Annotated in this window: 23 protein-coding genes and 5 tRNA genes; 22 read left to right on the top strand and 6 right to left on the bottom strand. The window is 35.5% G+C overall.

Annotated elements, in window-relative coordinates; genetic code table 11:
* Positions 1-37 precede the first annotated feature (37 nt).
* The 15 genes from LCX93_RS00950 to LCX93_RS00880 all read left to right on the top strand — a co-directional run bounded on the left by LCX93_RS00950 (position 38) and on the right by LCX93_RS00880 (position 12,195).
* Positions 38-115: transfer RNA gene (locus LCX93_RS00950), tRNA-Pro, on the top strand.
* Positions 116-152: 37 nt separating this feature from the next.
* Positions 153-229, top strand: a tRNA-His gene (locus LCX93_RS00945).
* 41 nt (positions 230-270) lie between these two features.
* Positions 271-347 (top strand) — tRNA-Arg (locus LCX93_RS00940).
* A 5-nt stretch (positions 348-352) separates the two neighbouring features.
* Positions 353-429 (top strand) — tRNA-Arg (locus LCX93_RS00935).
* 50 nt (positions 430-479) lie between these two features.
* Positions 480-564: transfer RNA gene (locus tag LCX93_RS00930), tRNA-Leu, on the top strand.
* Positions 565-847: 283 nt separating this feature from the next.
* Positions 848-3,493 (top strand): DNA methyltransferase, encoded by a 2,646-nt coding sequence (locus LCX93_RS00925; RefSeq protein WP_226067282.1) that lies wholly within the window; start codon positions 848-850, stop codon positions 3,491-3,493.
* Positions 3,494-3,495: 2 nt separating this feature from the next.
* Positions 3,496-4,908: a hypothetical protein gene (locus LCX93_RS00920; RefSeq protein WP_226067280.1), complete on the top strand. Its 1,413-nt coding sequence runs from the start codon at positions 3,496-3,498 to the stop codon at positions 4,906-4,908.
* A 9-nt stretch (positions 4,909-4,917) separates the two neighbouring features.
* Positions 4,918-5,457 (top strand): hypothetical protein, encoded by a 540-nt coding sequence (locus tag LCX93_RS00915; RefSeq protein ID WP_226067278.1) that lies wholly within the window; start codon positions 4,918-4,920, stop codon positions 5,455-5,457.
* A gap of 10 nt (positions 5,458-5,467) precedes the next feature.
* On the top strand, positions 5,468-6,448 hold the full coding sequence (locus LCX93_RS00910; protein ID WP_226067268.1) for a Fic family protein: 981 nt from the start codon (positions 5,468-5,470) through the stop codon (positions 6,446-6,448).
* A gap of 1 nt (position 6,449) precedes the next feature.
* The gene (locus LCX93_RS00905; protein ID WP_226067266.1) at positions 6,450-7,334 is read left to right on the top strand and encodes a DEAD/DEAH box helicase; all 885 of its coding nucleotides are present in this window, start codon (positions 6,450-6,452) and stop codon (positions 7,332-7,334) included.
* 169 nt (positions 7,335-7,503) lie between these two features.
* Positions 7,504-9,045, top strand: a complete 1,542-nt coding sequence (gene istA / locus LCX93_RS00900) for an IS21 family transposase (RefSeq protein WP_226066118.1) — start codon at positions 7,504-7,506, stop codon at positions 9,043-9,045.
* Positions 9,046-9,329: 284 nt separating this feature from the next.
* Complete coding sequence (locus LCX93_RS00895) at positions 9,330-9,836, top strand: ATP-binding protein (protein ID WP_349636707.1); 507 nt, start codon at positions 9,330-9,332, stop codon at positions 9,834-9,836.
* Between the two features lie 100 nt (positions 9,837-9,936).
* Positions 9,937-11,025: a DEAD/DEAH box helicase gene (locus LCX93_RS00890; protein ID WP_226067264.1), complete on the top strand. Its 1,089-nt coding sequence runs from the start codon at positions 9,937-9,939 to the stop codon at positions 11,023-11,025.
* Positions 11,018-11,302 (top strand): hypothetical protein, encoded by a 285-nt coding sequence (locus LCX93_RS00885; protein ID WP_226067262.1) that lies wholly within the window; start codon positions 11,018-11,020, stop codon positions 11,300-11,302. Before LCX93_RS00890 ends, LCX93_RS00885 begins: the two co-directional genes overlap by 8 nt.
* A gap of 2 nt (positions 11,303-11,304) precedes the next feature.
* Positions 11,305-12,195 carry a GIY-YIG nuclease family protein gene (locus LCX93_RS00880; RefSeq protein ID WP_226067254.1) on the top strand — a complete coding sequence of 297 codons (891 nt, stop codon included), beginning with the start codon at positions 11,305-11,307 and terminating at the stop codon, positions 12,193-12,195.
* Between the two features lie 136 nt (positions 12,196-12,331).
* On the opposite strand, the gene LCX93_RS00875 is transcribed toward LCX93_RS00880, so the two are convergent.
* Entirely contained in the window at positions 12,332-12,745 is a 414-nt protein-coding gene (locus LCX93_RS00875; RefSeq protein WP_226067253.1) for an RrF2 family transcriptional regulator, read from the bottom strand.
* Between the two features lie 132 nt (positions 12,746-12,877).
* Here LCX93_RS00875 and LCX93_RS00870 point away from each other — a divergent pair, with 132 nt between their 5' ends.
* On the top strand, positions 12,878-13,318 hold the full coding sequence (locus tag LCX93_RS00870; protein ID WP_226067252.1) for a globin domain-containing protein: 441 nt from the start codon (positions 12,878-12,880) through the stop codon (positions 13,316-13,318).
* Positions 13,319-13,332: 14 nt separating this feature from the next.
* On the opposite strand, the gene LCX93_RS00865 is transcribed toward LCX93_RS00870, so the two are convergent.
* From LCX93_RS00865 to LCX93_RS00855, 3 genes are read right to left on the bottom strand one after another with little or no spacing between them, the layout of a single operon-like run.
* Complete coding sequence (locus tag LCX93_RS00865; protein WP_226067250.1) at positions 13,333-14,034, bottom strand: SIR2 family NAD-dependent protein deacylase; 702 nt, start codon at positions 14,032-14,034, stop codon at positions 13,333-13,335.
* Positions 14,022-15,269 (bottom strand): sugar MFS transporter, encoded by a 1,248-nt coding sequence (locus tag LCX93_RS00860; protein ID WP_226067248.1) that lies wholly within the window; start codon positions 15,267-15,269, stop codon positions 14,022-14,024. Before LCX93_RS00860 ends, LCX93_RS00865 begins: the two co-directional genes overlap by 13 nt.
* Positions 15,262-16,089: an HAD-IIB family hydrolase gene (locus LCX93_RS00855; RefSeq protein ID WP_226067246.1), complete on the bottom strand. Its 828-nt coding sequence runs from the start codon at positions 16,087-16,089 to the stop codon at positions 15,262-15,264. Before LCX93_RS00855 ends, LCX93_RS00860 begins: the two co-directional genes overlap by 8 nt.
* 33 nt (positions 16,090-16,122) lie before the next feature.
* Here LCX93_RS00855 and LCX93_RS00850 point away from each other — a divergent pair, with 33 nt between their 5' ends.
* Complete coding sequence (locus LCX93_RS00850) at positions 16,123-16,821, top strand: SDR family NAD(P)-dependent oxidoreductase (protein WP_226067237.1); 699 nt, start codon at positions 16,123-16,125, stop codon at positions 16,819-16,821.
* Here LCX93_RS00850 and LCX93_RS00845 read toward each other — a convergent pair.
* Together LCX93_RS00845 and fliS are read right to left on the bottom strand one after the other, a co-directional pair.
* Entirely contained in the window at positions 16,811-17,065 is a 255-nt protein-coding gene (locus tag LCX93_RS00845; RefSeq protein ID WP_226067235.1) for a hypothetical protein, read from the bottom strand. The two genes, LCX93_RS00850 and LCX93_RS00845, sit on opposite strands and share 11 nt — an antisense overlap.
* Positions 17,052-17,426, bottom strand: a complete 375-nt coding sequence (gene fliS, locus LCX93_RS00840; protein WP_226067233.1) for a flagellar export chaperone FliS — start codon at positions 17,424-17,426, stop codon at positions 17,052-17,054. The genes LCX93_RS00845 and fliS overlap by 14 nt, the downstream gene beginning before the upstream one ends.
* A 161-nt stretch (positions 17,427-17,587) precedes the next feature.
* Here fliS and fliD point away from each other — a divergent pair, with 161 nt between their 5' ends.
* The 5 genes from fliD to pseI all read left to right on the top strand — a co-directional run bounded on the left by fliD (position 17,588) and on the right by pseI (position 22,992).
* Positions 17,588-18,979 (top strand): flagellar filament capping protein FliD, encoded by a 1,392-nt coding sequence (gene fliD, locus LCX93_RS00835; protein ID WP_226067231.1) that lies wholly within the window; start codon positions 17,588-17,590, stop codon positions 18,977-18,979.
* Positions 18,980-19,062: 83 nt separating this feature from the next.
* Positions 19,063-20,070, top strand: coding sequence for a UDP-N-acetylglucosamine 4,6-dehydratase (inverting) (pseB, locus tag LCX93_RS00830; protein WP_226067229.1), 1,008 nt, complete (start codon positions 19,063-19,065; stop codon positions 20,068-20,070).
* Positions 20,070-21,197 carry a UDP-4-amino-4,6-dideoxy-N-acetyl-beta-L-altrosamine transaminase gene (gene pseC / locus LCX93_RS00825; RefSeq protein WP_226067227.1) on the top strand — a complete coding sequence of 376 codons (1,128 nt, stop codon included), beginning with the start codon at positions 20,070-20,072 and terminating at the stop codon, positions 21,195-21,197. The genes pseB and pseC overlap by 1 nt, the downstream gene beginning before the upstream one ends.
* Positions 21,197-21,952, top strand: a complete 756-nt coding sequence (pseF, locus tag LCX93_RS00820; protein WP_226067225.1) for a pseudaminic acid cytidylyltransferase — start codon at positions 21,197-21,199, stop codon at positions 21,950-21,952. The genes pseC and pseF overlap by 1 nt, the downstream gene beginning before the upstream one ends.
* A complete protein-coding gene (gene pseI, locus LCX93_RS00815; RefSeq protein WP_226067223.1) occupies positions 21,949-22,992 on the top strand; it encodes a pseudaminic acid synthase in 1,044 nt (347 codons plus the stop codon). The genes pseF and pseI overlap by 4 nt, the downstream gene beginning before the upstream one ends.

The following is a 22,992-nucleotide window of genomic DNA, read 5'->3' as shown; positions in this document are numbered from 1 at the left end:
ATTAATCAGCATAACTGTCTGTTTAATGTGTACAGGTCGGGGTGTAGCTCAGTATGGTTAGAGTACCTGGTTTGGGACCAGGGGGCCGAAGGTTCGAGTCCTTTCACCCCGACCACTTTAAATTTTTACTTTATATTTTCTATAACAATATGGTGGGATTAGCTCAGCTGGTTAGAGCACTGGTTTGTGGTGCCGGGGGTCGCGGGTTCGAATCCCGTATCCCACCCCATGAAAAAATATAAAAAATTAAATAATATAACAAATGTAGTAGCGTCCGTGGCTCAACTGGATAGAGTTTCGGATTTCGGCTCCGAGGGTTATAGGTTCGAATCCTATCGGGCGTACCATTTTAGCCTCCTTAGCTCAGCTGGATAGAGCAACGCCCTTCTAAGGCGTAGGCCACACGTTCGAATCGTGTAGGGGGTACCACTAAATTTTTTATATTATTTTGTCAGAAGTGACGTTAAAAACTTATCCACGCGGATGTGGTGAAATTGGTAGACACGCCAGACTTAGGATCTGGTGCCGCAAGGTGTGAAGGTTCAAGTCCTTTCATCCGCACCATTCAACTATTCTTTACAACTCCCTAAAATACGACAATTTATACACTTTTAATTATTTAAGCTTCTACCAGGTGTCCACTTTTCCTATTAAATCGCCCATTCAACCAATAAATGCAACTTCCATTTACCCGGCTCCACACAACCTGGTATCTTTGTGATACTCACGAAAAAATTTTAGATTCTAATCGTAAACAATCTGTTAATAGACTCAAATGTCATCAAATTTCGCTAAAATAGAGAAAAATATTTTTTAATACTAACACAAGCATGCATGGAAATCATAAATGATAATAACACAAATCGAAACCAACATAACTAACCTACTGAAAAATTTTACCCAAGATGATTTTATATTTGATTTTCTTGTGGCTTATGGGGAACCTAAAGCGACGCTTACTCGACTTCAAAAAAGTGATTTAAATCAGTTAGAATCGAAGGGTGAAGTACTACTTAGAAAAAAGGTTTTTTTTAAAGAGGTGCATGAGCATTTGCATGGAACTATTGATACTCTTAAAAATGAGTTTGCTCACGTGAAGCAAAAGCCTAGATTTATCATTGTTACTGATTATAAAACACTTCTTGCTTACGATACTAAAACTACTAATACTTTAGATATAGACTTTAACGAGGTAGTGAAGCATTATGACTTTTTTCTTCCGTTAGCAGGGATGGAAAAGTCAACTCATGTAGATGAAAATCCAGCAGATGTAAAAGCTTCAAATAAGTTGGCAAAACTTTATGATGAGATTTTAAAAGAAAATCCTACTAGCACGCATGCGGAGGTGCATGCACTTAATGTATTTTTGACAAGACTTCTTTTTTGTTATTTTGCAGAAGATTCAAATATCTTTGAAGATAATATATTTACTGATTCTATCGCTTCACATACACAAGTAGATGGGAGTGATGTAGATAGTTATCTTGAGAGACTCTTTGATGTGTTTAATACTGATGAAAAAGATAGAGATAGTTCACTCCCTCAGTATCTAAAAGTATTTTCTTATGTAAATGGTGGATTGTTTAGAGATAAATACCCTGTACCAAAATTCACTACAAAATCAAGAAATATTCTTATAGAGATTGGCGAGTTAGACTGGTCAGAGATAAATCCTGATATATTTGGAAGTATGATACAAGCAGTGGTAACACCTGAACATCGTGGCGATATGGGTATGCACTATACATCGGTTCCAAATATTATGAAAGTTATGCAACCACTCTTTTTAGATGAACTTTATGAAGAGTTTGAAAAAGCAAAGGGTAATACTAAAAAATTAAATCTACTTCACCTAAGACTGCAAAATCTAAAAATATTTGACCCTGCTTGTGGTAGTGGTAACTTTCTCATTATCGCATATAAAGAACTTAGAAAACTTGAAATGCTTATATTTAAAGAGGGTGGACTGCTTATCTCTCCAAGTATCAAACTCACACAGTTTTACGGGATAGAGTTAGATGACTTTGCCCATGAAGTAGCAATACTCTCTCTTTGGCTCGCAGAACATCAGATGAATGTTGCTTTTAAAAAAGAGTTTGGAACGGTACCACCTGCTTTACCACTTAAAGATGGTGGAAATATAGTTCATGGTAATGCTACTAGGATTGATTGGGAGAGTGTTTGTCCTAAAGAGGATGGGGATGAGATTTATGTACTTGGGAATCCTCCTTATTTAGGTTCAAGCTTACAGAATAAGGAACAAAAAAATGATATGGAAAGTTTGTTTGAAAGTACCTTTGAAAACTATAAAAATCTCGATTATATAGCCTGTTGGTTTTATAAAGGAGCTTTGTATATAAAAAATTTAAATGCAAAATATGCCTTTGTATCTACAAACTCGATAACACAGGGGGAACAAGTTTATTTATTATGGCCTAAAACTCTATTTAAAAATAATTTAGAAATTGTTTTTGCATATCAATCCTTTAAATGGAAAAATAATGCAAAGTCTAATGCTGGGGTTACCGTTGTTATAATTGGTGTTCAAAATAAATCAACAAACAATAAATATATATTTAAAGAAACAATAAAGCATTGTGTTTCTAGAATTAATCCCTATCTTATTGAAGGCAATGACATTGTTGTTGGAAGAACACCAAAATCTATAAATAATTTTCCTGAGCTAGTTCGAGGTAGTATGCCTACAGACGATGGTAATTTTGTTTTGACAGAAAATGAAAAAAATGAATTGTTAAATAAATTTCCAAATGCTACAAAGTTTATAAAGCCATTTATGAGTGGTGGAGATTTTCTTAAAGATATTAAAAGATGGTGCTTATGGATTAAAGATAAAGATGTGAAGGAAGCGGAAAAAAATGAATTTATAAAAAATAGACTTAATGCAGTTTATAATTTTAGGCTTTCAAGTAAAGCACCAACGACTAGAGATTATGCTAAATATTATAATAGGTTTCGTCAAATGGCATTTAAAGAAAGTTCATGTATTATACTTCCTCTTACATCATCAGAAAAAAGAAGATATATCCCATTTGGATTTTTGAGTGAACCAACTGTTGTAACAAATTCTGCCGGAGTAATTTATGATGCAGAAGCATGGATTTTTGGAGTAATTACTTCATATATGCATAATATATGGGTAAAGACTGTGGGTGGTGCATTAGAATCACGAATTAGATACTCATCTGTTCTATGTTACAACACCTTTCCGTTCCCAAATATAAATCAAAAACAAAAAGAAGATATAACAGAACTCGTATTTAATATCTTAGATGAAAGAGAACAACACTCAGAAAAAACATTAGCACAACTTTATGACCCTGATAAAATGCCAGCAGACTTAAAAGAAGCTCATCATCAGTTAGATTTAGCGATAGAAAGATGTTACCGTAAAAAACCATTTCAAAGTGATGAAGAGAGACTTGAATATCTTTTTAAACTTTATGAAGAGATGATTGAAGCTGAGGGTAAATAATTATGAGCTATGTATTAATAGATAATTCAACCTTAACATCTGTCCAACGGTTACTTGGTGAAATTGAAATTAATAATAAAAATATTATTGATGGGGATATATTAGCAACTGAAAACTTAATTCAGTCTATTTTATTTTATGATGAGATTATCACGATTGATGATTATAAAGAAGAATTTAGAGAATCAAGAAAAAAAAGATTTGATTTTATAAGGTTCTTATCTGCTGATAATTTTGACTTTAATGACTTACAAGTAGAAGCTCAAAAAGAAGCAAAATCATATACGCCAGAGATTAGAGGTGGTGAGTTTGTAGATGAAGACTTTAAAAATGTATTAGAACTTTTAAAATTAAACATTGTAACTACTTGGAATATATCGTCAAGTGAATATTATTTAAATCTAAAATTATTAGGTTATAAAGATGATAGTGAAAATTGGAAATACAATAGTATAGCCTCTGCTATGTTAGAAGATTTTTTTGATAGAGATAGTAAGGCAGACTATAGCGCAACTCTTTTAGATACTTATGGTAAGCCTATAAAAAGAGGCTATAAAGTTCCTAACGCTAAATGGAGCAATGGTGGAAAAACAAACGATAAGTTACTAACTGGTCAACTTTGGTCATTTATTGCTTCTCTAAATTGGATTGCTTATAAATCAATTTATTATACTCATGTTGCCCAATATTTTCAATCAGATTTATTTTTACATCCGATAAGACAAAGTTTCAATATTCACTATATGAATAAAATACAAAATTTTGATGATAATCTTGTTCAAAATTTATTAAATGAATTAAAAGATGATTCTCTTGAAACTATTAAAATTATTAAGCAATCAATGCAACCAAGTTTAGAAACACTTTCTCTACCATATTTTAGTTTTTGGTTGATACATGAGACCAAAGATTCCAAGCATATTATAGAAAAAGCATATGATATAAGAGGACGACAATCATTTATCGATGCGAGAGAGCAAATAGCAGAGTTAAATAATTTAGTATATGAAGAGCATGATTTAACTAAATTTTCTAAAAAATCTCAAGATATTAAAAAGCATATGAATAAGACATTTGAAAAAATAAAATCTACTTATGGCATTCAAACAAATCAAGGAATTAATTTTAATAATATGGTAAAAATTTTTAATTCCACTTTTGGGGCTTCTATTCCACTAGTCTTTGATAAAAAAGTTGAATTACCTGAGTTTTTACAAACGAAACCAAAAGGTTTAGGAATGGTATATAGAGATATTACAGAAGATTTATCTAAAGTATCTAAATTTGGTAAGTACAAAGATATGATTACTTCTAATATAAATTTAAAACCATATGGAGAAAGATTTGATTTAGGTCTTCACCATGAAGCACCAGAGTACAGATATTTTAGCAGTCAATACAAAAGCCCAATGTAAAGGAAAAAAATGAATTCAAATGATAAATACAACAAGTTAGTTTATGAAATTGGCCAATTAAAAAATGGGATAACCGTAAAGCCTCAAGCTTTCTCTTTAGAGTATAACGAGTTTAAAAGTATTATAGATGAAATAGAAAGAGATAACTTATTCAATGAAGGTCGTTGGGCTTTAAGTGAAGAGTATATTTTTATGGGTTTAACTTTTAAGGGTAGAAGTTTTATCGAAAGTAACGATGGGAAACAATACTCAAAGATTGAAAAAATAGAGGTAGCTAATCATACACATATAAATGTTGGACACACTAACAACGGAAATATTGTTATAGGTAATAATAATATCATAAACTCAGAGTTTAATCAAAAATTTGATGACTTAGTGAAATCCGTCAAAGAATCCAATTTACAAGATAAAGAAAATATTTTAAAAGAATTAGATATTTACAAAAATGATGAAACAGCACTTAAAAAGTTTATGGGAACTCTTTTAAGTCGTGGTGCAGAAGTAGCTTCAATTACTTCTGCAATCGGTACACTGTTAAGTCTATAAGGAAAATAAGATGCCAGAATATACCCCACCTTACACCATAACCTCAAAAATGCTAACACTCTCCACCTCAATAGGTGAAGAATTAACAAAGATAGAGTTTGAAGCTAATAAAACTATAACACCTATGCTTCGTAAAAAGAATCGTATCAAAACATTAGCAGGAACATTGGAGATAGAGGGGAACTTTTTAGGTGAAGATAAAATCACAGCTATATTAGATGGTAAAAGAGTTTTGGGAACTTATGAGGAAGTTCTTGAGGTAGAGGGTGCTATCAATGCTTATAAGGAGTTTGAAAATTACAACTATGATAACTTAGATGATTTACTAAAAGCGCATAAGATATTGATGAAAGGTATTTTAAAAACTGCTGGAAGTTTTAGAGGTGTAAATGTCGGTGTTGGCAGTAAAGATGGTGTTAGTCATGTTGCACCACCTTTTTGTGTTGTGCCTGACTTGATGAGAGATTTGTTTGGATGGCTAAAAAACAGTGATGAACATCTACTTATCAAATCTTGTGTGTTTCACTATGAATTTGAATTTATACACCCGTTTAATGATGGAAATGGTCGCATTGGACGACTTTGGCAAAGTGTTATTTTGTATCATTGGAAAAAGATATTTAGTGCTATACCTACAGAGAGTATTATCAGAGATAATCAAGAACGATATTATGAAGTTCTTGAAGAATCAGGTAATTTGGGAGAGAGTACACCATTTGTAGAGTTTATGCTTGAAGTTATTTTAAAAGCAATAGGAAATGCTAAAAAGAGTAATGTCCCTAAAAATGTCCCTAAAAATGTCCCATTAAAAAGAGTTGCTAAAATAGTTAGTCTAATCAATAAAAATAAAAATATAACAATAATAGAACTTGCAAATATATTAAAGGTAACAGATAAAACCATTAAAAGAGATATTGCGAAATTAAAAAAAGAGAACAAACTTGTAAGAGTAGGAAGTCTAAAAACAGGACACTGGGAAATAAAGGAATAATATGCCAAATTTAGTAAAAGTAAATTACGAACAAACTGGAGCAAGTAAATCGACCAATGAATTTGGTATGAGAGAAATGCAAGCCAAAGCCTATGAAGCGAGAAATGCGCAGTATTTACTACTAAAAGCCCCTCCTGCATCTGGTAAGTCAAGAGCCTTGATGTTTATAGCACTTGATAAACTTAGAAATCAAGGACTTAAAAAAATTATAGTAGCTGTTCCCGAAAGATCAATCGGTGGCTCATTTGCTCCTACTGATTTAAAATCGCATGGTTTTTTTGAAGACTGGGATGTGAAACCAAAGTATAACTTATGCACGACAGAAGACAATGCGAGTAAAGTATCAACATTCAAAGAGTTTTTAGAGGGTGATGCAGAGATACTTATTTGTACTCATGCAACATTGCGATTTGCATTTGAACAACTAACCGAGTCAAAGTTTAACAATACTCTACTAGCCATAGATGAGTTTCATCATGTTTCAGCAGATGGGGAAAATAGACTTGGGGAAGTTTTAAGAAATTTAATAGAAAAATCATCAGTTCATATAATGGCGATGACTGGTTCCTATTTTAGAGGCGATAGCGTTCCTGTACTTTTACCTGAGGATGAAGCAAAGTTTGTAAAAGTTACCTACAACTACTATGAACAGTTAAATGGTTATGAGTATTTAAAATCATTAGGGATAGGGTATCACTTTTATCAAGGGCAATATACAAGTGCCATAGATGAGATACTTGATACCGATAAAAAAACCATTTTACATATACCAAATGTAAACTCAGGGGAATCTACCAAAGATAAACATAGAGAGGTCGGCACAATACTTGATATTATCGGTAGAGTTGCAAAAAACGCACCAAATCGGACACCCATAACGTTTTAGTTCGGACACCTGTGACGGTTTTAAATCGGACAGTGATGACGGAAATGATTCGGACACTTTTACTAAAAAAGCGTCAACAAAGATTCGTTTAAGAAAGAGATATTTTCTAAATTCAAATACACTCTTTGTAAATTTATTTACAAGGGTGTTGAAAATGAGGATTATATCCATGAGATCAGTTCGTGATATTGTAAAGTACCATAGTATGGGCTTGTCAATCAGAAAGATACATGACGCTACAGGAGTAGCCAAAAGTACCGTTGCAGATTATATCAAACGGTTTAAAGAGCTTGGATTGTCAATAGAACAGATTGATGTTTTAGATGATGATGCACTCAAACTACAGTTTTTCCCCGATGTAGCCAGTGTCGTCGTCTCACGCAAAGCGATGCCAAACTTCAACTATATCCACCAAGAGCTCAAACTACGTAAAAAAACCAAAGTGACACTCTATCTGTTGTGGGAAGAGTATAAAGAGGATAATCCGGATGGGTATCAGTACACCCAGTTTCGCGTGTACTACCGCCGCTTCGTCAAAAAACTCAACCCCTCCATGCGCCAGACACATCTTGCGGGTGAGAAGATGTTTGTAGACTACAGCGGTGTTACTATGCCAATACACAATCAAAGAACCGGTGAAGTGGAGTATGCACAGATATTCATAGCCGTACTTGGTGCAAGTGGATACACCTTCGTTCACGCTACCCCAAGTCAAAGACAGGAGGACTTCATCTACTCCCATGTCAAGTGTTATGGGTTCTTTGGTGGAGTGCCAAGAGTGGCAGTTCCCGATAATCTCAAAAGTGCCATCATCTCCAATAATAAAAACGGTATCGTCGTCAATGAGAGCTATGCAGACCTCAATCGCCACTATGGCGTCATAGTAAATCCCGCACGCCCAAGAAAGCCAAAAGACAAACCAAAAGCAGAACAGGGTGTCCAAGCGATTCAACGCTACATTCTCGCACGCTTTCGCCACCATAAGTTTTTCAGTGTCGATGAGCTCAACGAAGCTATAGCGGAGTTGCTCGATAGATACAACAACAAGATTATAAAACATCTCCAAAAGAGTAGAACAGAGCTCTTTAATGAGCTCGATGCACCCTATCTCAATCCACTGTCTGCAAACAGCTATGTCTATAAACAGTTCAAGATTGCAAAAGTGCATCAGGATTACCATATAAGCCTTGAGAAATGCAACTACTCCGTACCTTACAAATATATCAAAGAAGAGGTAGAGGTACGATACTCCACACAGAGTGTCTATATCTACCACAAGAACAGGCTCATCGCTACACATCCACGCCTGCGAAGAGTCGGTGAGTGCTCGACACTGCATGAACATATGCCAAGTAAACATCAGTATGTAAACGAGAGTATGAATCCACAAAGACTGCGCTCTTGGGCAAAAAAGATAGGTGAATTCAGCAGTGTGTTTGTGGAGGATATATTTGCATCGATGGAGTATCCACCACAGGCGTATAATAAAATAGTAGCCATCTTATCGTTGGCAAAACTCTATGGTAACACAGAGCTGGAGTTGGCGCTGATGTATGCTACAAAGCATAACACCACAACCACAAAGTCGATCAGATCGATACTCGATAAAAAGCTCTATCTGAGTGACAGTGCCAATAATGTGCAACCATCATCACAGTACGCACTCTTTAACAACCACTCCAATATCCGCGGTGCGGATGAGTACAAATAGAAATAACAATCAAACAACAAAAAAAACAAGGACAAAAGAATGAATCACACTACCGTTGTCAACAAACTGACAGAACTTGGCTATAAGGGCTTTAAAGAGGCATATATGCAACAGATGGAGGATATCAACTACGATTCTATGGGGTTTAGCGAAAGACTCTATCAGCTTCTTGATGCGCAGGATATATTTTTACGCAATAAACGCATTATCATGAATCACAGACTCTCAAAAATCAAAGACAAGCAAGCAGCACTCGATGCTATAGACTATACACACAAAGAGGGATCAACAAAGCACAGATTAGGTCATTATCTTCACTCAACTTCATCGATGCCAGACAGAACATCATCATTACCGGTAAAACTGGGACTGGAAAGAGCTATCTCGCTCAAGCGTTTGCCAATAAGGCTATATTTGATGGGTACAAAGCCTACTATGTAAGAACTCCTTCATTACTTGAGGAGATAAAAATTGCAAGGTTGGATGGAACTTATACTAATCTGCTTAAAAAGTATTCAAGATTTAAACTGCTGATTCTTGATGACTTCGGTGTGATACCTATGGGTGAAGATGATGCAACGAATCTCTTTGAGATCATAGAGGACAGAACACAGATTAATTCTACAATTATCACTTCACAGCTTCCTGTAAGTGAGTGGTATAACTATCTCAACAACAACACCATTGCAGATGCAATTTTAGACAGAATTGTTCACTCCTCCCATAGAATAGAACTGAGTGGTCCATCGATGCGAAAACTCAAATCGAGCATCAAAACTGACGAATATTAAAAAATCATTCGGACACTTTATGCTAGAATGGCGTTACAGAAAATATTCTCTTTCTTGGTGTCCGATTTGAAACGCGTTGGGTGTCCGGATGCTCCGTCATATGCATAGAGTGAAAGAAGTTACTGAAGATGGTGTCATTATACTTAAAAGACATAAAGATGGAAAGCTTATTAAAGTAGCTGATTTGGTGAATGATGAACCAAAAGAGAGAGAAAAAATAATTACTTATCTTAGAAATATCAAAAGTGCAGATGATATGGATTTGATCATCGCTCTTGGTATGGCAAAAGAGGGTTTTGACTGGCCGTACTGTGAACATGCTTTAACTGTTGGATATAGAAGTTCACTAACTGAAATCATACAGATTATTGGTCGTGCCACTAGAGATAGTGAGAACAAAACAACAGCACAGTTTACAAATCTTATAGCCCAACCTGATGCCAAAAATGATGAAGTAAAACTCTCTGTAAATAATATGTTAAAGGCTATTACATCCTCGTTACTAATGGAACAAGTTCTGGCACCTAGTTTTAAATTTAAACCACGATTTGACGATGATAAAGAACCTCCTAAAAAAGGTGAGTTGAAAATCAGAGGGTTTAAAAAACCAAATAGTAAGAAAGTGAATGATATTATTGAGAGTGATTTGAATGATTTAAAAGCTTCAATATTACAAGACCCACAGATGTTAAAAGCAATGCCCGGAAATATTGAACCTGAAGTTATCAACGAAGTTTTAATACCTAAAATCATCAAAGTGAAATATCCTGACTTAGATGAAGCAGAAGTAAAAGAGTTAAGCCAATATGTAGTGCTAGACAGTGTTGTGAGAAATGCAAAGATAGAACAAAATGGCGATAAAAAATTTATACGAATGGCTGATAAGTTTATCAATCTCGATGATTTAAATATAGACCTTATCAACAGTATAAACCCATTTCAACAAGCTTTTGAGATATTATCTAAACAAGTCACCACCGGTGTACTTAAACTTATTCAAGAGTCTATTGAGGCTACTAGAATTAAGATGGATTTTGAAGAAGCGAGTATTCTTTGGCCGAAGATAAATGAGTTTATAAAAAAGCATGGTAAACGACCTGACCTAAACTCTAATGATCCAAAAGAGAGAAGAATGGCTGAGTGTGTCATATATCTAAAAGAAGAGAAGAGAAAACGAGCTAATGGATAAAGAAACTGTACTAAACAATATTTTTGATAGTGATCCATTGGGTTTACTTGAGGTTAAAGCTAAAAATCCAGTTATAACTGCTGATGATAGATTGGTGGCTTCTTTTGAAGAGATTAATAATTTTGTAGAGAGAAATGGGAGTGAACCTCAAAAATCTACTGATATGAATGAAAGACAATTGTTTTCAAGGCTCAAAGGGATAAGAGATAATCTTGATAAAATGAAAGCTTTGAAAAAATATGATAAATTTGATTTACTAAAATATGTAGAGGACTAATTATGGCAGATATAAACTCTATTGATGATATTTTAAATAGTGATACTTTTGGTCTTTTGGATACTAAAAAAGAAGAGAATATTCATACTTTAGTAAATGTTCCAAAGATAGAAAAAAGTAGAACTGAGACTGATTTTGTTGCAAGAAGAACTAAACTTAAAAACTTTGAAGAATATGAAAAATTATTCATACAATGTCAAAAAGATTTAAAAGATGGAAAAAGAAAACTTGTTAAATTTAATGAGAGATTTTTTCAAGAAGGTTCTTTTTTTGTTTTAAAAGGAGTATTAGTATATTTAGAAAATATTCAGAAGCCAAAGAAAGATAAACATCATAAACTCGATGCCCGTACAACTACTATTTTTGAAAATGGTACATATTCAAATATGCTACTTCGTTCACTTGGAAAAGGTCTATATGAAGATGGTTATTTTGTAAGTGAACATGAAGATAAAATCATGGATGACTTAAATCAGATTACTAAAGAAGATACTCAGAATGGATATATTTATATACTAAAATCGTTGAGCGAGGATGATAGAATTACTACTAAAAGGAATCTATATAAGATTGGTTTTTCCACAACAGCTGTAGAAACTAGAATCAAAAATGCAGTAAATGACCCGACTTACCTTATGGCTGATGTTAAAGTAGTAGCCTCTTTTGAAGTTTACAATGTTAATCCTCATAAATTAGAGCAATTAATCCATAAGTTTTTCAGTAATAGCTGTTTAGATATTGATATAGTTGATGAAAAAAGATATGTTCATAAACCTCGTGAATGGTTTATTGCTCCTCTTAATGTTATTGAAGAAGCTATTACCCTGATAATAAGCGGTAAAATTCTTGATTATCAGTATGATGCGCAAGAAGAGATTATTATACTCAAATAAAAAAAGGTCATTCAAAAGTATTTTCTTTAAAGTCAATACTATTTAAAGTCAATACTATTAAATATCTGTAAAAGTTGTCTTGATTTTTCGGGGTATTATGCAACTTTTCACGCCAAAGACTTAGACTGAATTTAGATCATATTTTTGTTGTTTTGTCATTGGCGAGAGAAGCTAAAGAGGTTGTTTGTAACATATTCTCAATATTTGTCTTAGGCTCAACCCATTGTGAATGCAGTGCACACGGATTCGATGCATCACACATTTCAAAACCTAAAATACACCGATCATATTCCAACGGCTCACCTATTGCCTCAAGAATATCACATAAGAATATTTCCTGAGCATCGATGGCTAGACTGAAACCGCCGTAGCGACCTTTTGAAGCATGTACCAAACCTTGCTTTTCAAGTTCTGTCATAAGTTTTGTCAGATATTTATAAGGAAGCTCTAACTCTTTATGTAAAAAAGAGACTGAATGTGCCTTATTTGGGTAACGATGTAGGTAGGATAAAGTCCGAATAGCATATTCAGTTGTTTTTGAAAAGTGCATAAATACCTCAAATTATAAATTATTTAATTGTAACTTATAAATAATAACAGATTGCTTTTTAGTTAAATAACAATATACTACTTTAAGGTGGTATATATATAATTCCGCATAAATTAAATTAAGGAATATCCTATGAGCTTATCTCAAGAGACAGTAACAGCTGTTAAAAAAACAATCCCGTTAGTTGGAAAAAATGCCGAAAAAATTACGACACGTATGTATGAAATACTTTTTGACAAATATCCTGAAACAAAACCTTTGTTTGCAAATGCGCAAGGTGATCAGCATAAGAAACTCGCAGGTGCCATTGCAGCTTTTGCCGCAAACATTGACAATCTTGGTGCATTATCAGCAGCCGTTGAGAAAATGGCAACTACACATGTACTGACAAAAGTAAAACCTGAGCACTATCCTATGGTTGCTGATGCTTTAATCACGGCTATGGGCGATGTTTTAGGTGAAGATTTTACAGATGAGTACAAACAGGCATGGATTGAAGCATATACATTTTTGGCAAATATTTTAATGCAACGCGAAAAAGAGCTCTACAGCCAACAAAAACAGTTAAATTGACCTTAGGTTTAAACCTAGGGTTTTAAAAACTCTTCTACATCCTTTACAATTTCATCAATTGCCAGCGTCGCTTTTTTATACAGCACTTTTGAATAAAGTGTATCATTTATTGCACTGCTTTTTTCTAAATTGTTGAGTATGGAATATCTGATATTTCCCTGCAAAAAGGCATCTGTATTGATAACATTTCCGCTTGTTCCTATCACTACCAACATTTCACAATCTTGCAGTTCTTTATAAAGATCCTGATATTTTGGAGCCTGTTCTGCAAAAAAGACAATATTCGGGCGCAGTTTATTTGAACATTGCGGACAGTTTTTATATGCTTCATTTAATTTCTTATAGCCTATATTATCTATAAAACCACAGCTTTCACACCTGATTTCAGGCAAAAATCCATGCAGATGCAGGACCTCTTTGCACCCTGCCCTCTCAAACATATCGTCTACATTCTGCGTGATTACTGCTATGTCCTTGGGATACTTTTCTTTTAATCTGCTGATTTGGCTGTGTGCTTTATTTGGTTTTTTATCTTTTATCTCTTCTCTGCGTTTGTCGTAAAATGCAATCGTAGCCTCATAATTCCAATCCAGACAACCGGCATAACAAATCTCTTCGATTTTATAGTTTTCCCAGAGTCCGCCACTGTCGCGAAATGTTGAAATGCCACTCTCAGCACTCACTCCGGCACCGCTAAATATTATTACTTTTGCCATGATTTCCTCCAGGCTGTCATTTTATGCCATTTTACACCATACATCAAAATCATTGCATAACAAACAATGCCTATGAGATAAGACATCTGCATATCCTCTGTCAGTTGTGCCACTTTTCCAAAAACAAGTGGCACAACTGCTCCGCCGGCTATTGCCATAATGAGCAATGCACTTCCTTTGGCTGTGTGTTTCCCCAAATTTTTTAGTGCCAAAGGCCAGATTGTCGGCCAGACAAGGGCATTTGCCAGACCGAGCATTGCTACAAAAGCCACGCTGTCAGGAAGACCCCTTATAATGTGTGACTCAGTCGTAGAGCTAAAGGCCACGCCAAACAAAAAAACAATGCCAAACAAGGCAGAAAAAACAAGCGCTTTTTCCTGCGACAGATATTTTGGTATAAAAAAGGCACCTGCAAGATAGCCGACAACCATAAATCCCATAGTGTATGCAGTTAAGGCAGTTGCATTGGGCATACCCAGACTTTGCCCGTAAAGCCCAATCGTATCACCGGCTATAACTTCTATGCCGACATAAAAAAAGAGTGCCAAAGCCCCCAGTACAACCCGGGGAAAAGCAAAAATATTTGCCCTGTCATACGGATCATCTTCAAACTCCACATCAGGCAATGAAGAGAACCAGACAAAACAACTCAGTAAAAAAAGTATCCCTGCCATTGCCATATAGGGTGTAATGAGTTTATGTGCCAGCTCTTGTGTATTTATACTTTCCAAATCTATACCAAAACCGATGTCTGCCAGTATAAATGCGGTAAAAAGCAGCGGAGCCAAAACACCTGCACTTTTGTTAATGAGTCCCATTATACTGATACGCATTGCCGCCGACTCTATCGGCCCTACCAAAACAATATAAGGATTTGATGCCGTTTGTAGTATTGTAAGTCCTGTTCCAAGTGTAAAAAGTGCTGCCAGAAAAACCAAAAATTCACCGCTCAGTGCTGCGGGAATAAAAAGCAAAGCACCCAGACTCATCACCAAAAGCCCCAGTGCCATTCCTTTTTTGTAGCCTGTTTTTTCCAAAATTACAGCCATTGGCAGTGCCATTACAGTGTAGGCGATATAAAAGGCAAAGGTCACAAAGAGCGCTTCAAACTCATTTAAATGACAAATAACTTTCAGATAGGGAATCAGCGAGCCGTTGAGCCAGGTCACAAAACCAAAGATAAAAAACAAAATACCGATGATACTCATCGCCAAAAGAGTTGCATGTTTATGCATTGTCTATCTCCGCCAGATATTTGGCCACTCCGTCTTCATCGTTTGTATGTTTTAACACTATATCCGCACACTCTTTTACCTCTTTTTGGGCATTTGCAACGGCTACAGAAGTATTTGCAAGTTCAAACATCCCTATGTCATTAAAATTGTCTCCAAAGACCGTTAGTTTTTTTAAATCAAAGCCGACGGCTTCACTGACACTTTGTATACCGTGGGATTTGTCGGCATCTTTATGCAAAAGTGTCAAAAAATAGCATCCCATATAGGCTTCGGGCGCCAAAATATACTTCAGTTCTTCCCCAAAAACAGCTCTGAGATTTTTTTCCAACTCCCTTAAAAGTGCTTCATCCGCCATATAAACGATTTTAAAATTGTTCTGCATGGCTCGTAAATCTTCAAATGCCTGTGTGTGGTCATCCTTGGCATAGCGTTTTATTATTTCACTCTGATAACGGTTGAGCCTTGTAGAGTAAGAAAATGCTTCGTTAAGTTCACCCTCAACCAAAGAAAGTACAAAAGGATAAATACCAAGTTTTGCACCCTCTTCTATAATTGTGTCGCCTGCTTCTTGAGTGACAAACTTTGTGTCAATTATTTTCTTGTCCATTGTTGCGATGAGTGCACCGTCGAGCAGTATCATCGGTGCATTGACATCTATACCTGCTAAAAACTGTGCCGTTTTTTTGTAGGTTCTTGCCGTTGCAACAGATAAAACTGCATCAGAGGCATACGAGTTCCATATTTTTTTAGTATAATCACTCACAGACAAATCACTTCGTAAAAATGTGTGGTCAAGGTCGGTTATGTAAATATTTTTCATAGATGTAGTATATCAAAATTGTGAGGATAAATCATGAAAAGAGCAGTAGTAACAGGTGCAAGCAGCGGCATAGGAAAAGCAATAACAAACAGACTGCTAACACTGGGTTATGAAGTTATAGGCGTTAGCAGAAATATACAGGATAATGATTTTAACCATGCCCATTTTCAAGCGCTTACATGTAACCTTGCAGAAGAAAAAGAGACAATAAAACTATGCCAAAGACTCAAAAAAGAAAATATATTTATACTTGTAAACTGTGCGGGATTCGGCAGGTTTGAGCCCCATGAAGAGTTACATGTAAACACCATTACCACAATGAGCTTTCTCAATCTTACTGCCCCGATGTTACTCACAAATGCCCTCTTGCGTTCTCTCAAAGAAAATGAAGGCTACCTCATCAACATCAACTCCATAGAAGCCTTACGGGCTAGTAAATTCGCAGCCGTTTACTCAGCCACAAAAGCAGGGCTCAAGGCTTTTGGCGATGCCCTTTTTGAAGAAACCAGAAAAAGCAGACTCAGTATAACAAACATAAATCCCGATATGACACAAAGTAACTTTTATGATGAGCTGCGTTTTGATGTCAGTCCAAAAGAAGATGAAAAGCTGGTTGCTGCGGATATTGCCGATGCCATAGAGCATATACTCACCATGCGAAAAGGTGCCGTGGTCACCGAATATACTCTCAGAAGTTTACATTTTGGAATTGCTAAAAAGACTAAGAGGTAATGTCAAACTTATTATTTGTCATTGGAGCAGTTGCACCTAAAAAATCTTGATGCTGGCGTAACTTTTTTAAAGTCTCTCCTGTTTCATCTTTAAGCTGCTGCAAAAGTTTTAATGCTTCTTTGATAAGAGCAGCTGCTACTTGCATCTCTTCTACTGTTTCAAACTTTGGCATCTGTGATACAAGCAGATCAATGCGTTGTGCATTTTTTTCTATAATGGCAATCTGCAGTTTAGTGTGCCACATCAGTTGTTTCTCTCCATCCTGCAAGCAAACCTTTAAAGACATTACTTACCTCGTCAATTTTTTCTGTATTGTTTTCAATATTTGCATAACTTAATAATTGAACCTGATAATTATAAAGTCCGTCCAGGTATACAGCAACATCCCCCTGCGATTTATCCAACACTGCAATAAGTTCTACAATTACTGAAATGGCACGGTTGACCCAATATACTTTTTTCACATTATCTTCATCTAAAATAGCTTTTTTTGCCTGTGCATTAAAACGTAAAACACCCTCATACATCATTTCTATTAATTTTTCCGGTGATTCTATATTGACATTGTTTTGATTGTAAATATTATAAGCTGCATTACTGTACATCGCAGATTCCTTTTTGTTTTTTTCATTATTCATTCAATGTATATCGACAAGATTTTGAATTACTTGAACCAAAATTTAGCAAAAAAAATATACGAAATTTTTCTAAAGTTTTTGTCCATTTTGACGATTTAGCGTATAATACATAAAAGAAGGATTTTATCATGGCAGGCAACATCACTTCACTCGGAATAGGTTCAGGTGTTTTAACAGCAGATGTTATCGACCAGCTCAAAGCATCCGACACGGCAAAAATAATTGACCCTATTGACAGAAAAATTGAAACAAACAATCAAAAACAGCAATCATATGATCTCCTCTCTTCATATATGAACAGTTTCAAGGGAAGTACTTTTGCCCTTAGCAACGATACTCTTTTTGACAATAAAACAGTTGATGTAAGCGGGGCTGCCGAAGTTACGGTTGATGCCGGAGCCAATGTTGACTCTTTTACTCTTGAGACAGTAACCTTAGCCAAAAAAGATATAACAAAACTCGGTGCACTAAACAGTAAAACTACGCCCATCGCTTCTGCAGCCGGTGTTTTGAATCTTGATATCAACGGCACGACCTATAACATAAATTATGATACGACAACAACACTTGAAAGCCTGACACAATCCATAACAGATATAGCAGGAACTCAGATAGATGCCTCCATTTTAGAGACAAGTTCCGGAGCATTCAGTCTTGTACTCTCCTCCAAGCTAACTGGCGCAAATCAAGCAATCACTATAACAGATACAGATGACGGAACTAACGGAACAGGTTCCCTTGATGCGGCTCTTTTTGACACGACCGTAACAGACGGCTACCAGAAAATACAAAACGGTACAGATGCTGTTTTTAAATTCAACGGAATCACAACAACACGTTCAACCAATGAAATAAGTGACTTAATTTTAGGTGTAACTATTACACTCAAAACAGAAGGTGATATTTCCAATGTCAGTATCAATCAGGACACCCAAAAAATCGTTGATGAAATGCAGATGTTTGTTGACAACTATAATACCTTAATGACCAACCTTAATGATATGACCATTTTTGACAAAGAACAGGGAAAACGGGGAATCTTCCAGGGAGACAGCTTTGTTAACGGACTAAAAAGAGATATCGCAAGTACTGTAACAAGCCGTTTTAGTTCCGGGTCTCTTATGGACTACGGAATTGATATAGACAGATACGGAGTAATGAGTTTTGACAGTAGTGTTTTGGAGTCAAAACTGCAAACTGATTCCGCAAGTGTTAAAACTTTTTTTGCAGGAGGAACAGACAGCAACGGCAATACCGTAACAGGTTTTTTTACAAATCTCGATGATAAAGTAAAACAATATACCGGATATGGCGGGCTTCTCTCAAACTTTGACAGTGGACTGACAAAAGATGCCAAAAATTTAGCCGATGCAAAAGAAAAAGCCCAGGCTTCTCTTGATACAAGATATGAAATTATGACCAAAAGATTTACTGCATACGACGGAATAATCAGTAGACTCAATTCTCAATTTTCATCACTGCAGCAGATTATTTCAGCACAATTAAACAGCAATAATTAGATTACTTGTGATTGCTGATATTCAGTTGTAAATGGTATTATAATTGCTTGTATATGTAAATATAAAATGTAGGATATAAATAAATGTTTAATGGTAAAGTGATATTCATCACAGGAGGTACTGGCAGTTTTGGCAAGCAGTTTGTCCGTACAATCCTCAAGCGTTATCAACCAAAGAAAATAATTATCTATTCACGAGACGAACTCAAACAATTTGAAATGGCACAAACGTTTAATGCAAGTTGCATGCGCTATTTCATAGGTGATGTAAGGGACTTACCTCGTTTAGAAAAAGCCATGAACGGAGTTGACTTTGTTGTGCATGCTGCTGCACTCAAACATGTTCCTATTGCCGAATACAATCCTATGGAGTGTATCAAAACAAATGTTATGGGTGCCCAAAATGTTATTGATGCCTGCATCAATAATGAAGTACCTTATACGATTGCCCTTTCAACAGATAAAGCAGCATCTCCTGCGAATCTGTATGGTGCTTCAAAACTTCTGTCTGATAAACTTTTTGTTGCAGCCAATAATGTACGAGGCAATCATGATATTAAATTTTCAGTTGTCCGATATGGAAATGTTTTAGGCTCACGTGGCTCAGTTATACCTTTTTTTAAAAAACTAATCAAAGAGGGAACAACATCTCTTCCTATCACTGAACCTAATATGACAAGATTTTGGATTACGCTCCAAGAAGGTGTAAATTTTGTTTTAAAAAATTTTCAAAGAATGCAGGGAGGAGAAATTTTCATTCCTAAAATCCCTTCTATGAAGATGACGGAACTCGCTTCTGCATTAGCCCCGGATCTACCTCAAGACATCATAGGTATTCGTCCCGGTGAAAAACTGCATGAAATCATGTGCCCTGTTGATGACAGTCATTTAACTTTGGAGTTTAATGACCACTTTATTATTCAGCCAAGTATTACTTTTTCATCACCTATTGATTATACATGTAACCGATTAGGTGAAAAAGGTCATATTGTTGAACAGGGCTTTAATTACAACTCAAAAGACAATACATTATGGCTTTCGCATCAAGATCTTATGGAAAAACTTAAACAATCAGAACAAGAAGAAAACTAATGCTGAGTTATTCAACCCAACTCATCGAAGCGGATGACATAGCAGCGGTTACGGAGGTGCTACACGGTCAGCTTTTAGCCCAAGGTCCAAAGGTGGCAGAGTTTGAGGAAGCACTATGCAGGTATACGGGTAGCGAATACGCTGTTGCTTTTAATTCTGCTACTTCTGCACTTTCAGGAGCGTATCACGCCTGTGATATTACAAAAGATGATGAAATTATCACTTCTGCCATCAGTTTTGTTTCCACTTCAAATATGTTTGTCGATGTTGGTGCAAAACCCGTCTGGTGTGATGTTAAACTTGATGGAAATATTGATGAAAATGGTATTGAAAAGCTCATAACTTCAAAAACAAAAGCAATAGTTCCCATTCACTTTGCCGGAAAACCTGTAAGTCTTATAAAAATCCATGAAATTGCAAAAAAGCATAATCTCCTCGTCATTGAAGATGCTGCACATGCACTGGGTTCAAGTATTGACTCAAAAAAAATAGGTTCGTTTTCAGATATGACTATTTTCAGCTTTCATGCCATTAAGCCCATCACAACAAGTGAAGGCGGCGCTGTACTCACAAATGATGAAAATTACGCAAATAAATTAAAACTTTTTCGCTCACATGGAATTATCAAGAAAAAACTTTGGAACTCTGATATGGTCAGCATGGGCTATAACTATCGTCTTACCGAAGTTGCTGCTGCACTTGGAATTTCTCAACTAAAAAAACTTGATAGATTTATAACAATTCGTAATAATATTGCCAACTACTTCAATGAACGCTTTAAAAATGAAAAACTTTTTTTCACTCAAAGGATTGAGTCAAATACCATAACATCAAGACATCTCTACCCAATTATCTTAAATCCGGAACTCCATTGTTGCAAAGAAGAAATTTTTGCCCAATTGCAACAAAAAGGTTTAGGTGTACAAGTGCATTACAAACCAATCTACCAAAACTCTTTTTACGAAGAAAAATTCGGAAAGTTTGCACTCCCTGTTACAAATGATTTTTACCGCTCTGAAATCTCTTTGCCGTGCAATCAGACAATGAGCATGGAAGATGCAAAATATGTAGCAGACACTTTTTTGGATATAATTCACAAATATACACACAGAGGATGTAGTTTTTAATGAAAAATCATGCCATAGCCATTATCCCTGCACGAGGGGGAAGCAAACGGATACCAAAAAAAAATATCAAAGATTTTTTAGGAAAACCATTAATTGCCTACTCCATAGAAGCAGCACTTAAAAGTAAATTATTTGACAAAGTAATTGTTTCTACAGAGGATGAGGAGATTGCAAGAATTGCACAGGAGTATGGCGCAGAAGTTCCTTTTATGCGACCTGAAAAACTGAGTGATGATTTTTCTTCAAGTGGAGAGGCCGTAAGTTATACGCTCCATAAATTAAAAGAAAATGGGGAAAATTATCATTATTGTTGTACTATTTATGCAACTGCACCACTTTTACAAGAAAAATACCTAGTTGATGGACTTGAAAAACTAAAAAATTCTAATGCTCGCATGGCGTTTAGTGTAACAAGTATGCCTTTCCCGATACAGAGAACTTTTAAGATTACCAAGGAAGGACGATGCAAAATGTTTACTCCTGAGCATTTTTCCACAAGGAGTCAGGATTTAGAAGAGGCCTACCAAGATGCAGGACAATTCTACTGGGAAAAAGTAGGAACACAAGCAAAAGATATAGCATTTGGAAGTGAGAGCATTCCTGTTGTTATTCCTCGATACTTAGTACAAGATATAGATACTCTTGAAGATTGGGAACAAGCTGAAATACTCTATCGAGTTTTACACCAAACATCCTATTTTAGTAAGACTGCAGCACAAGAAAAGAAAACCCTCAAAAGTAGTTGTTCAAAATGAAATTTAATAAAACCTTTCAAATTGATGGCCGGGTCATTGGTGACGGTTGTAAACCCTATATAATAGCTGAAATGTCTGCTAACCATGGAAATAACATAGAAATTGCAAAAAAAATTGTTATAGCTGCAAAAAAAGCAGGTGCAGATGCGGTTAAAATTCAAACATACAGTGCTGACAGTATTACACTTGATTGTAAAACAAGTGCTTTTGAAGCCAAAGGTGCTTGGGAAGGAGTTTATCTTTATGACTTATATAAAGAAGCTGCTATGCCTTGGAAATGGACAAGTGAACTTCAAAAACTGGCGAAAGAGATTGGCATAACTCTTTTTTCTTCTCCCTTTGATTTTGAAGCTGTAGAATTTTTGGAAACACTCAATATGCCAGCATATAAAATTGCTTCTCCCGAGATAGTTGACTTACCTCTTGTAAGAAGAATTGCACAAACTAACAAGCCGGTTATCCTTTCAACAGGGAATGCAACCATTTCACAAATCAATGATGCCGTAGCCGTTTTAACAAAGGAGAAAAGTGAATTTGCTATTTTAAAATGCACCAGCGAATACCCTGCTGATCCAAAAGATATAAACCTCAAAAGCATTCCTTTTTTAAAAGAACTTTTCAAATGCCCTGTAGGTCTCTCTGATCATACCTTGGGAACTGCCATTCCTATCGCTTCTGTTGCATTAGGATGTGATATCATAGAAAAACATTTTATACTTGACAGAAAACAAAAAACTGTAGACAGTTTTTTCTCAGCTACACCAAATGAACTCAAAGCGATAGTAGAGGGCACCCAGATGGTTCAAGATGCTTTAGGTGAGATCTCTTTTCCCATAATACCCAACAAGTCACAACGCTCATTGATAGCAATTAAAGATATCAATGAGGGTGAAGTTTTTGAAGAAAATAAGAACTTTAGAAGCATCCGTCCCGGTGGAGGAATAGAGTCTAAAGAAATTAAAAAAATAATCGGTAGAAAATCTATGCACTTTATTCCAAGAGGTTCTTTGCTGTCTTGGGATGATATAGGTGGATTATAA

Origin of the sequence: Sulfurimonas sp. SWIR-19, assembly GCF_020410885.1 — a bacterium.
Classification (GTDB): Bacteria; Campylobacterota; Campylobacteria; order Campylobacterales; family Sulfurimonadaceae; genus Sulfurimonas; species Sulfurimonas sediminis.
This window is presented reverse-complemented; position numbering and strand designations above follow the sequence as displayed.

Coding starts and splice junctions, on each gene's coding strand:
- LCX93_RS00925 (WP_226067282.1), top strand. CDS start 848: ATGATAATAACACAAATCGAAACCAACATAACTAACCTACTGAAAAAT.
- LCX93_RS00920 (WP_226067280.1), top strand. CDS start 3,496: ATGAGCTATGTATTAATAGATAATTCAACCTTAACATCTGTCCAACGG.
- LCX93_RS00915 (WP_226067278.1), top strand. CDS start 4,918: ATGAATTCAAATGATAAATACAACAAGTTAGTTTATGAAATTGGCCAA.
- LCX93_RS00910 (WP_226067268.1), top strand. CDS start 5,468: ATGCCAGAATATACCCCACCTTACACCATAACCTCAAAAATGCTAACA.
- LCX93_RS00905 (WP_226067266.1), top strand. CDS start 6,450: ATGCCAAATTTAGTAAAAGTAAATTACGAACAAACTGGAGCAAGTAAA.
- istA (WP_226066118.1), top strand. CDS start 7,504: ATGAGATCAGTTCGTGATATTGTAAAGTACCATAGTATGGGCTTGTCA.
- LCX93_RS00890 (WP_226067264.1), top strand. CDS start 9,937: ATGCATAGAGTGAAAGAAGTTACTGAAGATGGTGTCATTATACTTAAA.
- LCX93_RS00885 (WP_226067262.1), top strand. CDS start 11,018: ATGGATAAAGAAACTGTACTAAACAATATTTTTGATAGTGATCCATTG.
- LCX93_RS00880 (WP_226067254.1), top strand. CDS start 11,305: ATGGCAGATATAAACTCTATTGATGATATTTTAAATAGTGATACTTTT.
- LCX93_RS00875 (WP_226067253.1), bottom strand. CDS start 12,745: ATGCACTTTTCAAAAACAACTGAATATGCTATTCGGACTTTATCCTAC.
- LCX93_RS00870 (WP_226067252.1), top strand. CDS start 12,878: ATGAGCTTATCTCAAGAGACAGTAACAGCTGTTAAAAAAACAATCCCG.
- LCX93_RS00865 (WP_226067250.1), bottom strand. CDS start 14,034: ATGGCAAAAGTAATAATATTTAGCGGTGCCGGAGTGAGTGCTGAGAGT.
- LCX93_RS00860 (WP_226067248.1), bottom strand. CDS start 15,269: ATGCATAAACATGCAACTCTTTTGGCGATGAGTATCATCGGTATTTTG.
- LCX93_RS00855 (WP_226067246.1), bottom strand. CDS start 16,089: ATGAAAAATATTTACATAACCGACCTTGACCACACATTTTTACGAAGT.
- LCX93_RS00850 (WP_226067237.1), top strand. CDS start 16,123: ATGAAAAGAGCAGTAGTAACAGGTGCAAGCAGCGGCATAGGAAAAGCA.
- LCX93_RS00845 (WP_226067235.1), bottom strand. CDS start 17,065: ATGTGGCACACTAAACTGCAGATTGCCATTATAGAAAAAAATGCACAA.
- fliS (WP_226067233.1), bottom strand. CDS start 17,426: ATGTACAGTAATGCAGCTTATAATATTTACAATCAAAACAATGTCAAT.
- fliD (WP_226067231.1), top strand. CDS start 17,588: ATGGCAGGCAACATCACTTCACTCGGAATAGGTTCAGGTGTTTTAACA.
- pseB (WP_226067229.1), top strand. CDS start 19,063: ATGTTTAATGGTAAAGTGATATTCATCACAGGAGGTACTGGCAGTTTT.
- pseC (WP_226067227.1), top strand. CDS start 20,070: ATGCTGAGTTATTCAACCCAACTCATCGAAGCGGATGACATAGCAGCG.
- pseF (WP_226067225.1), top strand. CDS start 21,197: ATGAAAAATCATGCCATAGCCATTATCCCTGCACGAGGGGGAAGCAAA.
- pseI (WP_226067223.1), top strand. CDS start 21,949: ATGAAATTTAATAAAACCTTTCAAATTGATGGCCGGGTCATTGGTGAC.